Raw genomic sequence first — 18,332 nt, forward strand, 5'->3', positions numbered from 1 at the left:
GCTCACACCGAGCGCAGGTACTGCTCCGGCACCCGCACGTCGCCGCCCAGCCGGCGTGCGGCGTGCCGGGCCCAGGAGGGGTCGCGCAGCAGCTCGCGGCCGAGCAGGACGGCGTCGGCCTCGCCGTTCGCCACGATCTTCTGGGCCTGCTCGGCCTCGGTGATCAGGCCGACGGCCGCCACCGGGAGGCCGGTCTCGGCCTTCACCTGGGCGGCGAACGGGACCTGGTAGCCGGGCCCGGCCGGGATGCGGACGCCGGAGGCGTTGCCGCCGGTGGAGACGTCGAGGAGGTCGACGCCATGGGCGCGCAGATCGCGGGCCAGCCGGACCGTGTCGTCCGCGGTCCAGCCGCCCTCCTCCAGCCAGTCGGTGGCCGAGACGCGGAAGAACAGCGGCTTGTCCGCGGGCCACTCCTCGCGTACGGCGTCCACGACCTCCAGTGCGAAGCGGACGCGGTTCTCGTACGAGCCGCCGTAGGCGTCGGTGCGGTGGTTGGAGTGCGGCGAGAGGAACCCGTTGATCAGGTAGCCGTGGGCGCCGTGGATCTCCACGACCTCGAAGCCCGCCTCCAGCGCCCGGCGCGCGGCCTGCCCGAACTGCCCGGCGATCTCCCTGATCTGATCGACCGTCAGCTCGGTGGGAACCGGGTGGGCCTCGCTGAAGGGCAGCGGGCTCGGAGCGAGGGGCTGCCAGCCGTGGCCCTTTGGGCCGAGCGGCGCGCCGCCCTTCCAGGGCCGCTCGGTCGAGGCCTTGCGGCCGCTGTGCGCGAGCTGCACGCCCGCCACCGTGCCCTGGGCGGACAGGAAGCGGGTGAGCCGGCGGAAGGCCTCCACCTGGGTGTCGTTCCACAGGCCGAGGTCGTAGGGGGAGATCCGGCCCTCGGGGGAGACCGCGGTGGCCTCGACCACGATCAGACCGGTGCCGCCGGTGGCCCGCGCCCCGTAGTGCGCGAGGTGCCAGTCGTTCGGGGCGCCGGTGAGCGGGCCCGCGGAGTCGGCCGAGTACTGGCACATCGGGGGCATCCACACCCGGTTGGGGATGGTCACCTCGCGCAGGGTGACGGGTTCGAACAGCACGCTCACGACAGACTCCGTTTCGTCATTCGTCCCGGACCGCAGAACTCGTCGTACGATAAACCTCGTAGTACGAGAGATGTCAAACTACGATAGCTCTCGTACAATGCGGGGGCGTAAAAGTTCCATGACGCCAGCGACGAAGGTGGGACGCCGTGACCGAGACCGCCGCTCCCGGCCGGGTGCTGCCGCACCCCGGCCGGGCGGAGATCCGACTGGAGACCGTGCTGCACGCGCTCTCGGACCCGGTACGGCTGCGCATCGTCCGCGAACTCTCCATGGCGCCCGACGAGTTGTCCTGCTCCCGCTTCGACCTGCCGGTCACCAAGTCCACCTCCACGCACCACTTCCGGGTGCTGCGCGAGAGCGGCGTCATCCGGCAGTGCTACCGGGGCACGGCCAAGATGAGCGGTTTGCGGCAAGACGACCTGGACGACCTCTTCCCCGGCCTGCTCGACGCCCTCCTCGCCGCCGCCGAGCGCCAGCACGCCCGCCTCGGCGACGACACCTGAGCGCGCGGGTCGACGGTTACGAGCGGATGCGAGCGGTTACGACGGCACCGTGTCGGGGCTACGGCCGGGTCACGACGACCGGGCCACCGCCAGCAGGGTGTCCCAGTCGGCCAGCTTGACCACACCCCGGCCCAGCCGCGCGCCCAGCTCGGTCTCCGCCCGCTCGATCGCCAGCCAGCCGTCCCAGGCCACCGGCTCGAACCCGGCCGCCAGCAGCGCGGGCACCGCGTCCTCGGGCGCGTCGGAGCGCGCCAGCCCGGGGGCGTCCGCGAGCAGTGAGGCCACCGTCTCCTTGGCGCAGGGCCGGTTGGTGCCGATCACGCCCGACGGGCCCCGCTTGATCCACCCGGCGACGTACTCCCCGGGCGCGGCCACGCCGTCACGCACCACCCGCCCCGCCGTGTGCGGGACCGTGCCGCTCGACTCGTCGAACGGCAGCCCCTCCAGCGGTACCCCGCGATAGCCCACCGAGCGCAGCACCAGCTGCGCGGGCATCTCCTCGTACCGCCCCGTACCCGTCACCCCGCCCCGCCCGTCCGGCGCCGTGCGCTCGAAGCGGACCGCGCCCACCCGGCCGCCGTCCGCCAGCAGCTCCACGGGACGCAGGAAGAAGCGCAGCCGGATGTGCCGCCCGGCCTGCGAAGGGGGTTGCTCCGCCCAGGCGCGCAGCACCTCCAGATTGCGCCGCTGCACCGCGGGCAGCGTCTCGGGGCCGACCGGATCGAGCGCCAAGTCGCCCGGCTCCACCACGACTTGGGTGCCGGGCAGGGTGCCCAGCTCCCGCAGCTCCTTGGTGGTGAAGCGGGCCTGCGCGGGGCCGCGCCGCGCCACCATCCGCACCTCGCCGATCCCGCTTGCCGCCAGCGCGTCCAGCGCCCCCTGCGGCATGTCCGTCGGCCGCAGCTCGGCCGCGTCACGCATCAGCATCCGGGTGACGTCCACCGCCACATTGCCCGCGCCGATCACCACCGCCGAGCGCACGTCCCGCAGGAAACCCGTGTCGGCCGCGTCCGGGTGCGCGCTGTACCAGGCCACGAACTCGGTCGCCGACCAGCAGCCCGGCAGCTCCTCGCCGGGGATGCCGAGGCGGCGGTCGGTGGCGGCGCCCACGCAGTACACCACCGCGTCGTACAGCCCGCGCAGCACCTTCACCGGCACCCCGTCGGACCCGCCGACCCGCACCCCGCCGAGGAACCGCACCCGCTCGTGCTCCAGCACCGTACGCAGGCTCGCCTGGAGCGACTTGATCTTCTCGTGGTCCGGGGCGACGCCGTACCGGACCAGTCCGTACGGGCACGGCAGCCGGTCCAGCACGTCCACGCGCACCTCGGGGTCCTGCTGGACGAGCTGCTGGGCGGCATAGCACCCGCTCGGTCCGGATCCGACGACGGCGACTCGCAGCACGGCGGTACTCCTGACAGCGAAAGGAGAGTGCGCGGACGTCTCCAGGGTCCCACCGACGGGGCCACGAGGGCAGAGCCCGGCGGGGTGACGCGGGCGCGTGTCCCACCGTATGGAGGGTGTGCGCGCGGATACGTTGCGTAGGTGCTCGAAGCATCCTTTCTTGATCTTTCCGAGCGGAACGCGGAGGACGGCGCGCTGTCCGTGTGGCCCGCGTGGGAGGTGCGCGAGCACGGCGGCACCCTGTCCTGGCTGTACGTCCGGCTGGACTTCCCCGACGGCGCCGGGGTCGACGCCCTGGCCGTCGTCAGCGACGGGGGCAGCGTCTGCGTCGAGGAGATCCGGGCCCGCCCCGCCCTCTCCCTGGACGACCTCACCGTCCTCGCGGACTGGATCGAGGAGCCGCTCCTGGAGGCGTTCTGGGCGGCGGAGCGGGCCGCGGGCCGTACCCCGGCCCCGGCGGCGCACCACGACGACCCCGGTCACGGCACCTCCCGCGCGGCCCGGCGGCGGGCCCGCCCGGCCTGGCCGCGCGGGGCCGAGGGCCGGCTGCTGCTCGCCCGGGAGTACCGCGCCGCCCAGGCGGCGGGCGCCGACCCGGTGCTCGCCGTGATGCGGGCGACCGGCCACGGTCGCCGGCGCTCCCTCGGCCTGATCGCCCGGGCCAGGGACGCGGGCCTGCTGACACCCAGGCATGCCCGCCGCTAGCCGTCGTCCCAGAGCCGCTACGACTCCTCGGATCCGCTACGACTCCTCGGATCCGCTACGACCCCTCGGATCCGCTACGACCCCTCCGGGCGCTCCCCGGTCGCGAAGAACCGCGACAGATCGCGTCCCGCGGTCCCGCACCCGGCGTCCCGCTCCGGCGGCACCCCCAGCTCCCAGTCGAGCCCGTAGCGCCGGAACAGCTCGGCGCGCAGCGCGGGAACCGGCATGGGCACACCCGGGACCAGGGCCGCGTACACCGCGCCCATCAGCTGGGCCCGCAGCATCGGGTAGCCGGCCGTCACATCCGCCGCCGAGCCGTACCGGGCGACCGTGTCACCGAGCAGCTCCGAGAGCCGCCGCTGCTCCGGGCACTCCACGAAGCCCTCGGCCTGGAGCAGCCCCGCCATGTGCTGGCGCATCAGCACCGGCCGGTCGCGGGCCAGCCCGAGGATCGCGTCGACGGCACGTGCCAGCCGCTCCCGGCCGTCCTCGCTGCGCGGGGGCCGCTCCAGCGCCTCCTCCAGCGTGCGGTGCATCAGCCGGTGCACGGCGGACTGCACCAGCTGGCGCTTGCCGGGGAAGTAGTACGACACCAGACCGCGGGCGGAACCGGCGCGGTCCGCGATGTCGCCGAGCGTCGTGGCCTCGAAGCCCCGCTCGTCCACCAGCTCCACGGCGGCCTGGAGCAGCCGCTCCCGGGAACGCCTTCGCAACTCTTCATTGACCGAGGCGCTGCGCGGGGACATGCTGGACTCCTGCGTTGACTGGCTGCCAGCCAACTATACTCAACGCATCCGGAACCCACGGGTCCGGTCCGAGCTGCCGTCTGCCGGGGTGACGCGGGGGATCACCTCGGCGGACGGTGCGCGTCCGTCGGACACCGGGGGACCGGCCGGGAAACGGTCAGGCCGGGTCCGAGGCGAGACCCGCGGCCAGGTCGAGAACCGGCAGCAGCGCGTCGGGGCGGTCGGCGGCCGGCAGATGGTCCACGAAGTGCACCCGGCAGCCGAGCGCCGCCGCGCCCCCGTCCGCCTCCCTGCTGTCACCGACCATCAGCGTCCGCCGGGGATCGGCGCCGAGCGCCGCGCAGGCGACCGAGAACAGCCGCACGTCCGGCTTCCGCACCCCGTGCTCGTACGACAGCACACAGGCGCCCACGAACGGGGCGAGGCCGTGCGCGCGGAAGACCGGGCGCGGATCGCAGCCGATGTCGCTGACCACCGCCACGCCGATACCGCGCTCGCGCAGGACGCGCAGCACCTCCGGGGCGTCCGGGTAGGCGGTCCAGGCGGCGGGGGTCATGTGCCGCGCGTAGAGCGCGTCATGCAGACCGGGATCGGGCAGCGGCACCAGCCGGGACATGCCCGTGAACGCCGCCCGGTGCAGCTCCGCGCTCTCGTCCCGGCGCGCCCACAGCCCGGCCAGCCCCTCGGGCACCCGCACCGGCGCCACCCCGCCCGGCAGCGCGCCGGCCGCCTCCGACGCCCGTGCCGCTTCCTTCAGTTCGGGCTCGGGAAGGTCCCGCCCGGTCCCGTCCAGCGTCGCCCGCAGCCAGGACCCGGTGGACCCGACGCGGAACAGCGTCCCGGAGAAGTCGAACAGCACGGCAGTCACATGCGGCCGACCCTGGCCAGGGCCACTCGCAAGGGAGTTGAACCGTGGTCGGCCGAGGGTGTCGGACCATGTTCAGCCCAGCGCGCGCAGTCCCGGCACCAGCGTCAGCAGCACCGGGAGTGCCGGTACCAGCGCGGCGACCGCCGTGAGCCGCAGCCGGTGCAGGGCGGGGAGCCGGTCGGGCGGGGTGAGGAGCCGGTCCACCCGCTGGGGCACATGCGCCTCGGGGGTCGGACTGGGGCCGAACACGCCCCGCTCCTCGTTGAGTTCGACCAGTGCGAGCGCGGTCGTCAGCCGGCCGAAGCGCCGCGAGGCGGTGTCGTCGGCGGCCAGCTCGACCAGCCGGTGCATCTCGTCCCGGAACGCGGCGAACACCGGTACCTGCGGGAACCCGTCCGCGAGCGCCGCCGAGCAGTGCAGCAGCCAGTCGTGCCGGGCCTGCGCGTGCCCCCTCTCATGGGCCAGCAGCGCGTCCAGCTGGCGCTCCTTCAGGCGCCGCAACGCGGCCGTGGTGACGACCAGCCGGGGCGTCGCACCGGCCAGCCACCAGGCGTCGGGCCGCCCGTCCTCCAGCACCACGAGCCGCCCCTCTCCCGGCTCCTCACCGGGCAACAGCGGCGCGCGCACCAGGAGTTCGGCCCGCTGCGCACGCCGTCGCGCGCCGGATCGTACGATCTCCCGCACCAGCATGGCCGCGCTCCACAGCCCGGCGCAGGCCAGCAGCACGGCGGTGGTGGCCGCCCAGGGGCTCGCGGTGCCGAGGGCGTACGCGTCCACGACCGCGCGCGGCGCCCGCGCGAACACCTGCCCGCGCACCGGCGCCCAGGCCGCGGCGGCGCTCAGCGTCATCGACAGCGCGCAGCACAGCAGGACGGCCGCCACGACGCACTGCCACGCCCACAGGGCGACGACCGGTTCGCGGTCCGGCCAGTCGGCGCGGGCGAGCAGCCGCGGACCGAGGACGGCGGTGAGAGCGCCGAGCAGCAACAGGACCACCGGGACCATCATGGGCAGCACCCTATGAGCGCGGGACCCTCCGGCGGTACGGTCCGTCACACCGAAGTGACGCAGGCAACGCGCCCCGGGCGCGCGTCCCGTCGCACCGCCGTGGCTACATCCGGTTGCCCGCCTGCTTGACGGTCCTGATCACCGGTGCCGTCTCCAGGTGGGTGATGGCCGGGAGCGCGGCGATGCGGGTGGTCAGGTACCGGTACAGGTCCCGCTGGTTGGCGCAGACCACGCTCGCGTACAGATTGGTCGGGCCGGTGGTGGCCGCGGCGAAGGCGATCTCCGGATGCCCGGCCAGCGCCCGGCCGGCCTCCTCCAGGTGGGCGGGTTCGACCGAGAGCCAGAGCAGGGTGCGGGCGTTCTGGCCGAACACGTGCCAGTCGACGTCGAGGTCCAGGTAGAGCACGCCGTGTTCGCGCAGCTCCGTCATCCGGCGCCGGACCGTCGTCGGCGACCAGCCGGTCGCCGCGGCCAGTTGCTCGTACCCGGCCCGGCCGTCGGTGGCGAGCAGGGCGAGGAGCCTGCGGTCGCCGTCGTCGAGCCGTACCGGTCCCGGCCGGTGCGGCACCGGAGGCGGGCGCAGCCGCTCGACCGCCGCCGCGTCCAACCACCCAAGTTTGCCGACCAGGTTGTCCGGGCCGCCGTAGAAGGCGTGCAGCACGGAGTGCGCGGTCACGCCCTCCACGCGCGGGGTGCGGGGGAGTTTGGCCAGCAGCAGTGCCTCGCTGTCCGCCTCGCTCTCGGTGCGGACCACACAAGTGATCTCGGTGCCACCGGAGTTGAGGCTCACCCAGGACGTGTCGGGGCGGGCGGCGAGCGCCTCGGCGACCGGGAGCGACGCGGCGGGCGCACAGCGCACCCTCAGGAACCACAGGACGGCGCCCAGCGCGGTGGGATCGACCCCGCCGAGCACCCGCACCGACCCGGCCGACCGCAACCGGGCGTAGCGGCGCGCGACGGTGCGATCCGAGACGCCCAGAACCGCGGCGATCGTGCTGAACGGTGCACGGCCGTCGATCTGCAGGGCGTGCACGAGCCGACGGTCCAGCTCGTCGTAGTCGGATTCCACCGGATCAAGGCTAGCCGGTGTCGGATATCGGCGCGATCGGTCCGGTTTCTGGTCCGGGCGGCTCGATCGGCGGAGCGTTGTCCCTGTCCCGATCGACACAGACGGAGTCCCGATCGGGGCAGACGGAATCGGCCTGGACAGAGGAGAACCCGTGGACACCGATGTGCTCGTCGTCGGCGCCGGCCCGACCGGTATGACGCTGGCCAACGAGCTGCTGCTGGCGGGGGTTTCGACCGTGCTGGTCGACCGGCTCGCGCGGCGCAGCGAGCTGTCCAAGGCGGGCGGTGTGCAGTCCCGCACCCTGGAGGCGCTCGACCAGCGAGGGCTGCTGGAACCCCTGCTGGCCACCGGGGACCACCCCGTCACCACCGGCCACTTCGCCGGAATCCCCCTCCCGCTCCAGGGCGGACGGCACCATCTGCCCTGGCGGTCCGTGCCGCAGGTGGTGATCGAGGGGTTCTTCGAGCGGCATCTCGCCGCGCACGGCCTGCACGCCCGCCGGGACCGCGAACTGGTCGGCCTCGCCCAGGACGACGAGCAGGTCACCGCGACCTTCGCCGACGGTACGGCCCTGCGCTCCCGTTACCTCGTCGCGGCCGACGGCGCCCACAGCACCGTACGGTCGCTGCTGCGGGCCGAATTCCCCGGTGAGCCCGGTACGTTGACGATCGTGGCGGCCGATGTGCGGCTCGGCGGCACCGATCCGGCCACCTCGCACACCTGGGGCGAGGACGGCCACTGGGCGGCTCTGTTCCCGCTCGGCACCGATGCGCGGGGCAGGCCGCTGCGGCGGCTGGTCCTCGGCGGGCCGGACCGGTCGCTGCCGAGGGAGGTCCCGGTCACCGAGGACGAGATCCGCGACGGTCTGCGCACCGTGTTCGGGACGCGGGTGGAGCTGCGCGAACTGTGCTATGCCCGCCGTATCACCAACGCCTCGCGGCAGGTCGAGCAGTACCGGCACGGGCGGGTGTTCCTGGCGGGCGACGCCGCCCATGTCCACCTTCCGCTCGGCGCGCAGGGCATGAACACCGGGATGCAGGACGCGCTCAACCTCGGCTGGAAGCTCGGCGCCGCCGTGCACGGCTGGGCGCCGGGGAACCTGCTCGACACGTATCACGCGGAACGGCATCCGGCCGGGGCCGCCGTACTGCGCAACGTCCGCGCGCAGAGCCTGCTGATGGACTGGGCGGGCACCCGCGACGCGGATGTGCTGGCCGCCCGGGAGATCTTCACGGACATGGCCGAACTCCCTGAAGTCCAGGGATACCTGGGCGACTTGATGTCCGGGATGGCCATCCGTTATCCGATGCCCGGCACCGCGTCTCAACCGCTCGTCGGCCGGCCCGCACCGGACCTGGACCTCGGCCCGGCCCGGGTGCACGAACTGCTGCGGTCCGGGCGCGGTGTCCTGCTGGACCCGGCCGACGCGTTCGCCGAGGCCGCGGGGCCCTGGTCGGACCGGGTGGACCGGGCGGGCAAGGGCGCGGGTATCGAACCGATGCTCATCCGGCCGGACGGCTATGTGTGCTGGGCGGGCGCGGACGGTGCGGACGGCCTGGAAGCGGCGCTCACCCACTGGTTCGGCGGCCCGGTGGCCGGCGCCCCGCCCCTCCGGAGGGGCGGGGCGCCGGCCACCGGGCCTACGGGCAGCTCTCGCCGAACTTGACCGCGGTGAACGTGACCGGCTGCCCGCGCAGCGCGCTGCCCGCGGCCGGTGTCTGCCCGCACACCTGCCAGTTGCTCTCCACCAGGACCCAACGGCCGTCCGCGGAGGCGTCCTTGACCGTGATCGACGTGCCCGAGTCCAGGGCCGCGCGCGCCGCCTTCACGGATTTGCCCTTGAAGTCGGGCATCCTGCCGCCCTGGACGGTCGGCTCCTTCTGGTCCGTGCCGGGGCAGGACTCCGCCAGCTTCACCGCGCCGAAGTCCAGTGTCGTGCGCGTCGGCACCGATCTGCCCGGGGCCACGTTCTGGGAGCACACCTTCCAGTTCCGGTCGAGGGCCTGCATACGGTCGCGGCCGAGCGCGTCGTGCGACTTCAGCGAGTAGAAGCCGTCGGCCTGCGCGGCGTCCTGCGCGGACTGGAGGCCCATCCCGACGAAGTTCCGCACGGCCTTCGGTGCCGCGTGCGCCGACGTGCCGCTCTTGGAGGCCGAACTACCTGGCGTCGTAGAGGAGTTGCCCCCACCGGATCCGTTGTCGGCCGGCTGGCAGGCGGTCAGCCCGACCGCGGCGCAGAGCAGGGCAGCGCTGATGATGCGGGTCCGCACGATTCCCCCCGGGTGAGACGACTACAGGCCGGACACGCTAGACCATGCGTGAAGAAGACGTGAATGCCGCTCGTGCGCCCGGGACTCACATCGTCACGAGCATGGCCACCATCCCGATCGCCATCGACAGCCGGCAGGCGAGGGCCAGTTCCGGGCGGTCGCCCCAGCGGGCGGGGGACGGGGGGCCGCCGACGGTCACGGCGGCCGGGACCAGCCGGGCGCCGGACAGCAGCACATAGCCCGTGAAGTACAGGAGCAGGGCACCGGTCACCACGGGGACCCCGGTGCCGCCGTGCATGCCCTCCATGGACATGCCCTCCATGGACACGCCTTCCATGGAGTGGGCGGCGGGCGGGGCCACGGCCATCGCTGCCGCCATGTAGGCCATCGCCCCGGCGCCCACCAGGTGGTGCAGATGATGCCGGTCGCGGCGCGCGGCCCACAGGGCGCGCAGCGCGGCCAGGCCGAAGACGGCCGCGTACACCGGCCAGGCCCAGCCCGGCGGGGTGAACACCGCCGCGGGCACCGCCATCGCGGCCATCCCGAAGCCCATCAGCGCCTCACCGCCGGCCGACCGGCGCTGCTCCTCGACGGCGCTGCCCATCCGCAGCAGACAGTAGGCCCCGGTGGCCGCGCACAGCGCGACCAGCAACCAGGCGGCCGACACGGGTCCGTGCACGGGTACCTCCCCCGCTCGACGGTCGGTCGAGGGATGCGATGCCCAGCCGGGGCGGGGCGCATGCGAGCGCAGGGGGGTGCACGGGAGCGCCGCAGGGGGCACGGACGGCGGGCGCGCGGGCGTCGCCCGGCAAGGCGGTGTGACGGGGCACTCATCGCGCCATATGTTTTACGAATAAAACACATGCTAAATTCGATGAATGAGCAGCGCGACCCGTCACCGTCTTCCCCTCGCCGGGATACTCCGCCTCGGCCGCCCCTCGGACATCTGGTTCAAGCCCGCCCTGAGCGTCGTCGCCGCGGTCGCCCCGCCCAACCTGATCCTGCTGGCGCTCGGCCGCCTCGACCTCGCCATGTACACGATGGCCGGATCGCTGTGCGCCCTCTACGGCCACAACCGGCCCTACGCCGCGCGGGCCCGGACCCTGGCCTGGGTGGTGCTCGGCATGACCGCCGGTGTCGCCGTCGCCCTGGTCACGGCCTCGCTCACCTCCGACGCCGTGATCCTGGTGACCGTCGGCGCCGTGCTCGCGGCGGTCCAGAAGGGCGCCTGCGACGCCACCCGGATCGGCCCCCCGGCCCACGTGATCTTCACCTTCATCAGCTCCGCCTCCCTGTTCGCCCCGGGAACCCTCGGCCAGGTGCCGGGTCACCTCGGGCTCGTCCTCGCGGCCGGCGCCTGGTCCTGGCTCGTCGGCATGGCACCCGGACTGGTCCGCCCGCACGGCCCCGAGCGCCGGGCCACCGCGGGGGCCCTGAACGCGACCGCCGCCTACGCCGACACCCGAGGCACCGGCGAGGGACACGCCGCCGCCCGCGCCGCGAGCGCCGCCGCCATCCACGCCGCCTGGCAGTCGCTGCTCGCCGCGGGCGCGCGCCCCGACGCCACCCGGCGCGCCCTGGAACGCCTCCTCGTCCGCGCCGAGGTCGCCCTCGCCGCCCCCGCCGACACCGACCCGGCACGGCTGCGCGCCTGGGCCCGCGAACTGCGCGGCGCGCGCCGCACCCTCAGCCTCGACATCCCCGGCGAGCACGCCGACGAACTCCTCGGCCTGGACACCGAGCTGGCCCTGCCACGCCCCGCGCCGCGCCACCGCCTCGCGCCGCTCGCCCCCCTCGCCGCCCGCACCGCCATCGGCTGCGCCCTCGCCGGGTACGCCTCCCTCGCGCTCGGCGTCGGCCGCCCCTACTGGGCGCTGGTCACCGCGGCCTCCCTCTACCAGGCCAACGTCACCCTCACCTGGAGCCGGGGCGTGCAGCGCGTCGTCGGCAACGTCCTCGGCGTCCTCGCCTTCGCCGTGCTCGCCCCGCTCGCCCATGTCGACGGGGTGGCCCTGGTGCTGTGCTGCGTCGCCCTGAACTTCGGCGCGGAGGCGCTGATGGGCCGCAACTACTGGCTCGGCAGCATCTGCGTGACCCCGATGGCCCTGCTCGTCACCGAGTTCGCCCGCAGCCAGGACGCCACCGAGCTGATGACCGACCGGGTCGTGGACACCCTCATCGGGGCCCTGGTCGGCTTCGTCGCGGCCGTCGCCGTCACCAACCGGCGCGCCGGCGACCGTCTGGAACACGCGCTGACCGAGGCGGAACGCGCCCGCGAGAACGCCGCCCGGCTGCTCGCCGAGGCGCACCCGGAGCGCCGTGCCCTGGACGGGGCCCGCCGCGGGCTCGCCGCCGCCCTGGTGGAGCTGCGCGACACCGCCGACGCCGCGGCCGGCGAATGGTGGCAGCGCGCTCTGCCCGAGGACCGGGTGGTGCTCGCCGAACAGGCCGGACACCGTACGCTCGCGGCGACGGTACGACGCCAGGGGCTCGCACCGTGTCAGCACGACCCGGGCACGACGACGGAGGACATACGGCCATGACGGCGACGAACGGCACACCGGCAGCCGGGGACGCGAGCGGCACGTCAGCGCGGCGCGAGGCGTCCACGGCCGACACGGTCGCCGCGGTCGTACGGCAGTGGCGGGCCGTCCATCCCGAGCTGGACACCGGGCCGATGGAGGTCATCGGGCGGATCAACCGGTGCGCGGCGCTGCTCCAGCAGGCCGAGGACGCGCCGCTGCGCCGGGCCGGGCTCAGCCGCCCCGAGTTCGACCTGCTCGGCGCGCTGCGCCGCACCGGCCACGAGCTGACGCCGGGGGAGCTGGCCCGGGAGACGTTCTCCTCCGGGGCCGCCGTCACCAAGCGGATCAAGCAGCTGACCGAGCGGGGGCTCGTCGAACGCCGCGGCGACACCCGGGACCGCAGGGTGGCCCATGTCCGTCTCACCGACGCCGGGCGGGACCTGGTCGACGGGGTCCTGCCCGAGCAGCTCGCGTACGAGACGGCGGTCCTCTCGGTGCTGGCACCGACCGGGCGCGACGACCTGGCCGGTCTGCTCGCGGAGCTGCTCAGCCGGCTGGAGGGCCGTATGGGCGCGCTGCGGGCCGGGGGCTGAGGCTCGGGCGCGCGCCCGGGGGCGGGTCGTGGGCCGGGCGCGGATCCGTCGGGGCTGGTCGCGCGGTTCCCCGCGCCCCTGGGAGAACCGCGGCCGGCGTCGGCTGTGAGGTGAGGTGTCCGCTAAACCCCCGCCCGGTACCGCAACGGATGGTCCCCCGGCACCTCCACCAGCACGATCCGCGTGCCGTCCGGATCCGTGAGCCACATCTCGATCAGCCCCCAGGGTTCCTTCACCGGTGGGCGGGTGATCTCGACGCCCTTCGCGCGGAGTTCGTCGTACGCCGCCGTGACGTCCTCGACCTGCATCCACAGCGCCACGGCCGGCGAGGGCGGTTCCGAGGCGCGGCCCGAGACCTCCAGGAAGCCGCCGCCGAGGAAGTAGACCGTCCCCCGTTCAGGACCCGTACCGAACTCGCGGTAGACGGGCAGGCCCAGCCGTTCGCCGTAGAAGGCTCGGCTGCGCTCGGGGTCGATGGGTCGCAGAAGTGTCCGGCTGCTGAGCACATGCACCATGCCCGCGCAGCCAAGTGGCACAGTTACCCTCGTCCCAGCCCCAGGCACGCCCGAGATCGGAGAACCGCCCCCATGCACAGCGCCGCCGCCCCCGGCCTCACCTTCCGAGACGCCACCGACGCCGATGTCGACGCGCTGGTCGTGCTGATCGAGTCGGCGTACCGCGGCGACGCCAGCCGGGCCGGGTGGACCACGGAGGCGGACATCCTGGAGGGGCAGCGCACCGACCCCGAGGGCGTCCTGGAGGTGATCAAGTCGGCGGACAGCCGGCTGCTCACCGTCGAGCGCGACGGCCGTGTCGTCGCCTGCTGCCAGCTCGAACACCGCGGTGATCACGCCTACTTCGGCATGTTCGCGGTCAGCCCCACCCTCCAGGGGGAGGGCCTCGGCAAGACCGTGATCGCCGAGGCCGAGCGGCAGGCCCGTGCGGCGTGGGGCATCAGCGAGATGCACATGACCGTGATCTCCGTGCGGGACGACCTGATCGCCTGGTACGAGCGCCGCGGCTACCGCCGTACGGGACAGATGTCCCCGTTCCCGTACGGCGACGAGCGCTTCGGCATCCCGCAGCGCGCCGACCTCCAGTTCGAGCTGCTGGTCAAGAAGCTCGGCTGAACCGGCGCGGCGCCCGCCCAAACTCCCACCGCGCCGGGGCCGCGCCCGCTACGCCGTGAACCGTCCGGTGCGCTTGATCTCCGGGAAGTCCGTGGTGGCGCCGTCGAGTTCGAGCGCGCGGACCAGCCGCAGATGCTCCTGCGTGTTGACCGTCCAGCCGATGATCCGCAACCCGGCCGCCCGCGCGTGCTCGACGGTCTCCAGGGTGATCCGGCGGATGTCCAGGCACAGGGTCGGCGCGCCCACCGCGACCGCGCGCTCGACCACCTCGGGGCCGTAGCGCCCGGCGATCAGCGCGGTGCGGACCCCGGGGACCAGCCGGGCGATCTCGGCGACCGCCTCGTCGTGGAACGAGGACACCTCCACCCGCGCGACCAGGTCCCGCTCCAGCATCACCCGCGCCAGCTCCCGCGCCGCCGCCACGTCCTTGATCTCGGCCTGCAGGGGGGTGCCCACCGCGTCCAGGACCTCCTCGAACACCGGCACCCGCTCCCCGCGCCCCGCGTCCAGCGCGCGCAGCTCGGAGAGGGTCTTCTCGGCGATCGGCCCGGAGCCGTCGGTCGTGCGGTCCACCTCGGCGTCGTGCATGACGACCAGGGCGCCGTCCTTGCTGAGGTGCAGATCCAGTTCGATCAGATCGAGGCCGGCCCGCTGCGCGGCGACGAAGGAGCGAAGGGTGTTCTCGGGCTCCACACCCATGACCCCGCGGTGACCGATGGTAAGGAAGTTCAAGGTTCGACTCGCTTCCGTCGACGGCGGCTCGGCACGCGCGGCGACGGGCGGACGCCGTCGTCCGTGCGGGCAGATCGCAGCCTAACGGCCCCGACCCGGGATGAACCCGCACGCGCGCGGACGATCTGGACGCGCCCCGGGCGGTGACTGGCTGCCACCCCGTTGCGGCATCACCCACGCGTGGGCGAGTCCCCACGCGCTTGACAGGCCGGATACCGCCCCTCCCGGGCCGTCGGGGCCGACAGTCGAAAGTGAGCGCCGTCACGGTTTACGGCAGGAAAAATGTCGGTGACCATGTCCCCGGACAGAAAAATCTCCTGCGCTGCCTCTTGATGGGGGCATCGGGGTATGCATACGGTGTCCGGACGCGAGGTTCTCCCGTGGAGGATGGAAAATGACGGAAATTCTTGTGCAGCCGGGTACGAAGGGGCAGGTTTCTTCGCAGGCCAGGGTGGTTGAGCACCCCGCCTGGCCCGTGCTCAAGGATGCCGTGGAGCAGATTCGGCCATGGCAGTCGGCGGATGGGTCGATCGACTTCGACGCCGACGGCGCGCCCGCCAAGGCCGACGCCGAGGCCGCCGTGCGCCGTGTCGCCGAGGCCGTCGAGCAGCTCTCGCCGCTTCTGCCGTACGACGCCGCCTACCACGAGGCCCTGGTGAAGGATCTGCGCCGCTGGGCCGAGGGCGGCTTCGAGGTGCCGGACTTCCTGGACTCCCTGCTGGCCTTCCACCCCGCGGCACAGCGCGCGGACGGCCTCCAGCACCTGGTCGTCTTCCCGATGTACACGCAGAACGGCAACCTGGACCGCAACCTGGAGGCGGTCGTGCTGCGCATGGTCTGGCCCGAGTGGCTGGCCGAGCTGGAGCGCACCCGGTACGACAACCCGCTGTTCTGCGGCATCACGTTCGAGGACTTCACCTCGGGCTACGACACCAACTCGGCCGTCCTCTTCCCGGAGACCATCGCCGTCCGCGAAGCGCCGGAACGTTTCTCCTGGGGTGGCATCTTCTGTGACCGCGAGGCCGCGCGCTTCCGCCGGGTCACCGACGCCGCCGTCGGCATCCTGGGCCTGGAGCTGCCCGAGGACATCGCCGCGATGGTGCACGACCAGAAGCGCTGCGAAGAGGCGTTCGTGCTCTGGGACATGGTCCACGACCGCACCCACAGCCACGGCGACCTGCCGTTCGACCCCTTCATGATCAAGCAGCGCCAGCCGTTCTGGATGTACGGCCTGGAGGAGCTGCGCTGCGACCTCACCGCCTTCAAGGAGGCCGTGAAGCTGGAGGCGGACGGCATCCCGCAGGCCCGTGACGTCCAGTACGCGGTGCTCTTCGACCGCATGTTCCGCTTCCCCGTCACCGGCGACCGGGTGCGCAACTACGACGGTCTCGGCGGCCAGCTGCTCTTCGCCTACCTGCACAAGCACGACGTCGTGCGCTGGACGGACAACAAGCTGTCCATCGACTGGGAGCGCGCCCCGCAGGTCACCAACCAGCTGTGCGCCGACATAGAGAAGCTGTACCGGGACGGCATCGACCGCCCCAAGCTCGTGCACTGGTTCGCCGGCTACCAGCTGGTGTCCGAGTACCTGGCTCCACACCCCGGCTCCAAGTGGGCCAAGGGTCCGGACGCCCTCGATCTGACGCTGCCGCCGCGCAAGCTGGTCGACGACGTGCTCCCGGACGAGTTTCCGCTGAGCATGTTCTTTGAAGCCCTGTCCAAGAAGCTGAAGAATGTGATCGCCTCCACCAAGGGCATCACGGCGGACGGCGCCGAGCGGCTCGCCGCGTGACTGACGGCGCACCGTCCACACACATCACTGCTGCAGAGGGGAAGATCATGGGGAACGGGTCGAACGGGGCGCTCAGCGGTGCGGTGATCGCGGTGGCCGGCGCGGGCGGACCCGCCGGCCGGGCGGCGCTGCTGCGCCTGGCCGAGGCCGGGGCGACCGTCGTCGGAGCGGACAACGACCCGCAGCGGCTGTCGGAGGCCGTGGACGCGGCCCGCTACGCCTCCGGCGGTGCCACGGTCACGGGGGAGACCGTGGACCTGCTCGATCTCCGCTCCACCCGGGAGTGGGCCGAGCGCGTCGAGAAGGACTTCGGGCGCGTCGACGGCCTGGTGCACCTGGTCGGCGGCTGGCGCGGCAGCGAGACCTTCACCAAGACCAGCCTCGACGACTGGGACTTCCTGGAGCTGCTGCTGGTGCGCACCGTGCAGCACACCTCGCTCGCCTTCCACGAGGCCCTCCAGCGCAGCGACCGCGGCCGCTACGTGCTGATCAGCGCGGCCGGCGCGTCCAAGCCCACCGCGGGCAACGCCGCCTACTCCGCGGCCAAGGCCGCCGCCGAGGCGTGGACGCTGGCCATGGGGGACTACTTCCGCAAGGCGGGCAAGGCGGAGGGCGCCGAGGGCCCGACCTCGGCGGCTACGATCCTCGTGGTCAAGGCGCTGGTGCACGACGCGATGCGCGCCGAACGCCCCAACGCGAAGTTCGCGGGCTTCACGGACGTCAAGGATCTGGCCGAGGCCATCGAGGGCGTCTGGAGCAAGCCCGCCGCCGAGTTGAACGGAAACCGTCTGTGGCTGACCGAGAAGCCGTGAACCCTCCCAAGACCGACGCGCGTCGCCATCACGACCCGGAGGTCCGCGGTTTCGCCAGTGACAACTACGCCGGGGCGCATCCGGAGGTGATGGCCGCCCTGGCCCTGGCCAACGGCGGCCACCAGGTGGCCTACGGCGAGGACGAGTACACCGAGAACCTCCAGCGGATCATCCGCAGCCACTTCGGCGCCACCGCGGAGGCCTTCCCGGTCTTCAACGGCACCGGTGCGAACGTGGTCGCGCTCCAGGCGGTCACCGACCGCTGGGGCGCGGTGATCTGTGCCGAGAGCGCGCACATCAACGTGGACGAGGGCGGGGCGCCCGAGCGGATGGGCGGGCTCAAGCTGCTCACCGTGGCCACGCCGGACGGCAAGCTCACCCCCGAGCTGATCGACCGGCAGGCCTGGGGCTTCGAGGACGAGCACCGGGCGATGCCGCAGGTCGTCTCGATCACCCAGTCCACCGAACTGGGCACGCTCTACACGCCCGAGGAGATCCGCGCGATCTGCGAGCACGCCCACGCGCACGGCATGAGGGTGCACCTGGACGGCTCCCGGATAGCCAACGCGGCCGCCTCCCTGGACGTGCCGATGCGCACGTTCACCAGCGCGGTCGGTGTCGACATCCTCTCGCTCGGCGGGACCAAGAACGGCGCCGTGTTCGGCGAGGCGGTCGTGGTCCTCAACCAGGACGCGGTGCGCAGGATGAAGCATCTGCGCAAGCTGTCCATGCAGCTCGCCTCCAAGATGCGCTTCGTCTCGGTGCAGTTGGAGGCCCTGCTGGCCAAGGACCTGTGGCTGCGCAACGCCCGGCACGCCAACGAGATGGCCCAGCGGCTCGCCGAGGGCGTGCGCGCGGTGCACGGCGTGGAGATCCTCTACCCGGTGCAGGCCAACGGCGTCTTCGCCCAGCTCCCGCACGACGTGAGCGAGCGGCTCCAGAAGCGCTTCCGCTTCTACTTCTGGGACGAGGCCCTGGGCACGGTGCGCTGGATGTGCTCCTTCGACACCACGGAGGAGGATGTCGACGCCTTCGTGGCGGCGGTCAAGGAGGAGATGGCGCGCTAGTTGCGCGCCCGCCCGAACAAGTGCAT

At 73.2% G+C, this 18,332-nt stretch carries 19 protein-coding genes; 9 read left to right on the forward strand and 10 right to left on the reverse strand.

Going from position 1 to position 18,332, the window contains the following annotated elements; genetic code table 11:
* Positions 1 to 2: 2 nt before the first annotated feature.
* Positions 3 to 1,082 carry an NADH:flavin oxidoreductase/NADH oxidase gene (locus QHG49_RS30740; RefSeq protein ID WP_301492073.1) on the reverse strand — a complete coding sequence of 360 codons (1,080 nt, stop codon included), beginning with the start codon at positions 1,080 to 1,082 and terminating at the stop codon, positions 3 to 5.
* Between the two features lie 146 nt (positions 1,083 to 1,228).
* Here QHG49_RS30740 and QHG49_RS30745 point away from each other — a divergent pair, with 146 nt between their 5' ends.
* On the forward strand, positions 1,229 to 1,585 hold the full coding sequence (locus QHG49_RS30745; RefSeq protein WP_301492075.1) for a helix-turn-helix domain-containing protein: 357 nt from the start codon (positions 1,229 to 1,231) through the stop codon (positions 1,583 to 1,585).
* 69 nt (positions 1,586 to 1,654) lie between these two features.
* Here the strand turns inward: QHG49_RS30745 and QHG49_RS30750 are convergent, their stop codons facing one another.
* Entirely contained in the window at positions 1,655 to 2,989 is a 1,335-nt protein-coding gene (locus tag QHG49_RS30750) for an FAD-dependent oxidoreductase (RefSeq protein ID WP_301492076.1), read from the reverse strand.
* A gap of 195 nt (positions 2,990 to 3,184) precedes the next feature.
* Here QHG49_RS30750 and QHG49_RS30755 point away from each other — a divergent pair, with 195 nt between their 5' ends.
* Positions 3,185 to 3,694 (forward strand): DUF6214 family protein, encoded by a 510-nt coding sequence (locus tag QHG49_RS30755; protein WP_301492970.1) that lies wholly within the window; start codon positions 3,185 to 3,187, stop codon positions 3,692 to 3,694.
* A 74-nt stretch (positions 3,695 to 3,768) separates the two neighbouring features.
* Here QHG49_RS30755 and QHG49_RS30760 read toward each other — a convergent pair whose 3' ends face one another.
* The 4 genes from QHG49_RS30760 to QHG49_RS30775 all read right to left on the reverse strand — a co-directional run bounded on the left by QHG49_RS30760 (position 3,769) and on the right by QHG49_RS30775 (position 7,385).
* Entirely contained in the window at positions 3,769 to 4,440 is a 672-nt protein-coding gene (locus QHG49_RS30760) for a TetR/AcrR family transcriptional regulator (RefSeq protein ID WP_159698960.1), read from the reverse strand.
* A gap of 157 nt (positions 4,441 to 4,597) precedes the next feature.
* A complete protein-coding gene (locus tag QHG49_RS30765; RefSeq protein ID WP_301492077.1) occupies positions 4,598 to 5,308 on the reverse strand; it encodes an HAD family hydrolase in 711 nt (236 codons plus the stop codon).
* A gap of 72 nt (positions 5,309 to 5,380) precedes the next feature.
* The gene (locus tag QHG49_RS30770; protein ID WP_145492420.1) at positions 5,381 to 6,316 is read right to left on the reverse strand and encodes a M56 family metallopeptidase; all 936 of its coding nucleotides are present in this window, start codon (positions 6,314 to 6,316) and stop codon (positions 5,381 to 5,383) included.
* Between the two features lie 103 nt (positions 6,317 to 6,419).
* Positions 6,420 to 7,385 (reverse strand): Lrp/AsnC family transcriptional regulator, encoded by a 966-nt coding sequence (locus QHG49_RS30775; protein ID WP_301492081.1) that lies wholly within the window; start codon positions 7,383 to 7,385, stop codon positions 6,420 to 6,422.
* A gap of 151 nt (positions 7,386 to 7,536) precedes the next feature.
* Between QHG49_RS30775 and QHG49_RS30780 the strand changes: the two genes are divergently transcribed.
* Positions 7,537 to 9,051: an FAD-dependent monooxygenase gene (locus tag QHG49_RS30780; RefSeq protein WP_301492082.1), complete on the forward strand. Its 1,515-nt coding sequence runs from the start codon at positions 7,537 to 7,539 to the stop codon at positions 9,049 to 9,051.
* Here QHG49_RS30780 and QHG49_RS30785 read toward each other — a convergent pair.
* Positions 9,026 to 9,655, reverse strand: a complete 630-nt coding sequence (locus QHG49_RS30785) for a PASTA domain-containing protein (RefSeq protein WP_301492084.1) — start codon at positions 9,653 to 9,655, stop codon at positions 9,026 to 9,028. The genes QHG49_RS30780 and QHG49_RS30785 overlap by 26 nt on opposite strands.
* Positions 9,656 to 9,740: 85 nt before the next feature.
* Positions 9,741 to 10,334, reverse strand: coding sequence for a DUF5134 domain-containing protein (locus tag QHG49_RS30790; RefSeq protein ID WP_301492085.1), 594 nt, complete (start codon positions 10,332 to 10,334; stop codon positions 9,741 to 9,743).
* Positions 10,335 to 10,533: 199 nt separating this feature from the next.
* Here QHG49_RS30790 and QHG49_RS30795 point away from each other — a divergent pair, with 199 nt between their 5' ends.
* Complete coding sequence (locus QHG49_RS30795) at positions 10,534 to 12,198, forward strand: FUSC family protein (protein ID WP_301492086.1); 1,665 nt, start codon at positions 10,534 to 10,536, stop codon at positions 12,196 to 12,198.
* Entirely contained in the window at positions 12,195 to 12,773 is a 579-nt protein-coding gene (locus tag QHG49_RS30800; RefSeq protein WP_128788858.1) for a MarR family winged helix-turn-helix transcriptional regulator, read from the forward strand. Before QHG49_RS30795 ends, QHG49_RS30800 begins: the two co-directional genes overlap by 4 nt.
* 122 nt (positions 12,774 to 12,895) lie before the next feature.
* On the opposite strand, the gene QHG49_RS30805 is transcribed toward QHG49_RS30800, so the two are convergent.
* Complete coding sequence (locus tag QHG49_RS30805; protein ID WP_159698948.1) at positions 12,896 to 13,288, reverse strand: VOC family protein; 393 nt, start codon at positions 13,286 to 13,288, stop codon at positions 12,896 to 12,898.
* Between the two features lie 72 nt (positions 13,289 to 13,360).
* On the opposite strand from QHG49_RS30805, the gene QHG49_RS30810 reads away from it, so the two are divergent.
* Positions 13,361 to 13,903 carry a GNAT family N-acetyltransferase gene (locus QHG49_RS30810; protein WP_145492433.1) on the forward strand — a complete coding sequence of 181 codons (543 nt, stop codon included), beginning with the start codon at positions 13,361 to 13,363 and terminating at the stop codon, positions 13,901 to 13,903.
* A 48-nt stretch (positions 13,904 to 13,951) separates the two neighbouring features.
* On the opposite strand, the gene QHG49_RS30815 is transcribed toward QHG49_RS30810, so the two are convergent.
* Positions 13,952 to 14,635, reverse strand: coding sequence for a glycerophosphodiester phosphodiesterase family protein (locus QHG49_RS30815; protein WP_145492434.1), 684 nt, complete (start codon positions 14,633 to 14,635; stop codon positions 13,952 to 13,954).
* A gap of 394 nt (positions 14,636 to 15,029) precedes the next feature.
* Between QHG49_RS30815 and QHG49_RS30820 the strand changes: the two genes are divergently transcribed.
* From QHG49_RS30820 to QHG49_RS30830, 3 genes are read left to right on the forward strand one after another with little or no spacing between them, the layout of a single operon-like run.
* Positions 15,030 to 16,427: a DUF6421 family protein gene (locus tag QHG49_RS30820; protein WP_145492436.1), complete on the forward strand. Its 1,398-nt coding sequence runs from the start codon at positions 15,030 to 15,032 to the stop codon at positions 16,425 to 16,427.
* 47 nt (positions 16,428 to 16,474) lie between these two features.
* Entirely contained in the window at positions 16,475 to 17,239 is a 765-nt protein-coding gene (locus tag QHG49_RS30825; protein WP_145492438.1) for an SDR family NAD(P)-dependent oxidoreductase, read from the forward strand.
* Positions 17,236 to 18,306: a low specificity L-threonine aldolase gene (locus QHG49_RS30830; protein ID WP_145492439.1), complete on the forward strand. Its 1,071-nt coding sequence runs from the start codon at positions 17,236 to 17,238 to the stop codon at positions 18,304 to 18,306. The genes QHG49_RS30825 and QHG49_RS30830 overlap by 4 nt, the downstream gene beginning before the upstream one ends.
* Positions 18,307 to 18,332: the final 26 nt, after the last annotated feature.

This window comes from Streptomyces sp. WP-1, from assembly GCF_030450125.1.
GTDB lineage: Bacteria > Actinomycetota > Actinomycetes > Streptomycetales > Streptomycetaceae > Streptomyces > Streptomyces incarnatus.